1 protein-coding gene is annotated in these 1273 nt (G+C 60.8%); it reads right to left on the bottom strand.

Going from position 1 to position 1273, the window contains the following annotated elements; translation table 11 throughout:
* Positions 1 to 1223: IS4 family transposase (locus ACFQEY_RS18690; RefSeq protein ID WP_379771520.1), on the bottom strand; the 1223-nt coding region annotated here is incomplete at its 3' end.
* Positions 1224 to 1273: the final 50 nt, after the last annotated feature.

Genomic DNA, 1273 nt, shown 5'->3' with positions numbered 1-1273 from the left:
GGTCGTTGCTTATGGATCTTCTGTGCATCGTCGATCAGTCGCTCCAACAGCGGAGGTGGCGAGTAGCCGAGGTACTCACCGAGTTCCTGGAGGATGAGCTGGGCGTGCGACCGGAAGGTCGCCGCCCAGCGTTCCGGCGGAAACACGAGCTCATCGGCAGCCTGCTCGGTGACCAGATCCAACAACTCACGACTCACCAACAGCGACAACAACGCTGCGTACAGCAGGATCTCCACGACAGCCGGATCGCTCGTGTCGAACTCATCCAGTTCGTACTGCGTCTTCAACTCACGGAACAACGTCTCGACCTCCCACCGACACCGATACAGCGTCGCTAAATCCGTCGGCAGGAACTCCTCTCGCGGCAGGTTCGTGATGTACAGATGGTAGTCGTCGGCGTCCTCGTTGCGGACGCCGACGACGCGGAACCGCTTCGTATCGAGTGACTGCGTCCCGTTGTACGGCCCGCGCTTGAACTCCGCTTCGACAGCCACGTCGATGTACTTCCGCGAGAGGTCACCGACCACATCCTGGATCTGCTCGCCCGCCAAGGGAATGGCGCGCCCGCGCCATTCCCGTAGCTCCTCGGTTATCACCGGATTCGCGTTCTGCTTCAACCGGCTGACGAAGTAGCCGTCGTTCTCGTCGATCAACGCGAATCGGCGGTACTTGAAGTACGCCAGATCGAACAGCACCAAGCGCCCGTGCAGCCACGATCCTGTCTTGAACAGGGTGCTGTCGTGTGTTTTCTCGTCGGTCACGTCGAGGCGTTCGATCGTCTGCTCGGTGGCGTTGAGGAGCAGGTGGAGCTTCGCTCCAGCCTGCTCCTCGTGACGAGCTTTGAACTCATCTGAGAGGAACTCGTGTAACCGCAACACGGTTCCATCAGCGATCATCACGTCTCTGAATCGGTCGATATCAACGTCAACAGCGTCGGGAACAGCGACCTCGTCGAGGCCGCGCTCGACGAGGTCGCGGAGGTACTCCGCGAGCAACGGCGTCAACCGGTGATAGAAGCCACCGGGTGAGATCGGCTCGTCGGCTGTCGCGTTGTAGCTGCGTCGGAAGCCAGCGAGTGTTCGGCTCTCGCCTGCGGCGAAGCCGAACACGAGCGCCCACACGAGAACGGGAATCTGCAGCTTGCCCTCTCGCTCGACCACGCCGAGTTCCTCGGCGTGCTCTTGGAGATACTCAGAGGGAAACAGTGTAGTGAGCCGCCGCATAATTCGAGATGAGGAGGTGTCGTTGTGCACACTCGCCGCCTCCTCGTTCC

Origin of the sequence: Halorubrum trueperi, assembly GCF_042662525.1 — an archaeon.
Taxonomy (GTDB): Archaea; Halobacteriota; Halobacteria; order Halobacteriales; family Haloferacaceae; genus Halorubrum; species Halorubrum trueperi.
Note: the sequence above shows the minus strand (reverse complement) of the source record. Positions and strands in the feature narration are given on the sequence as shown.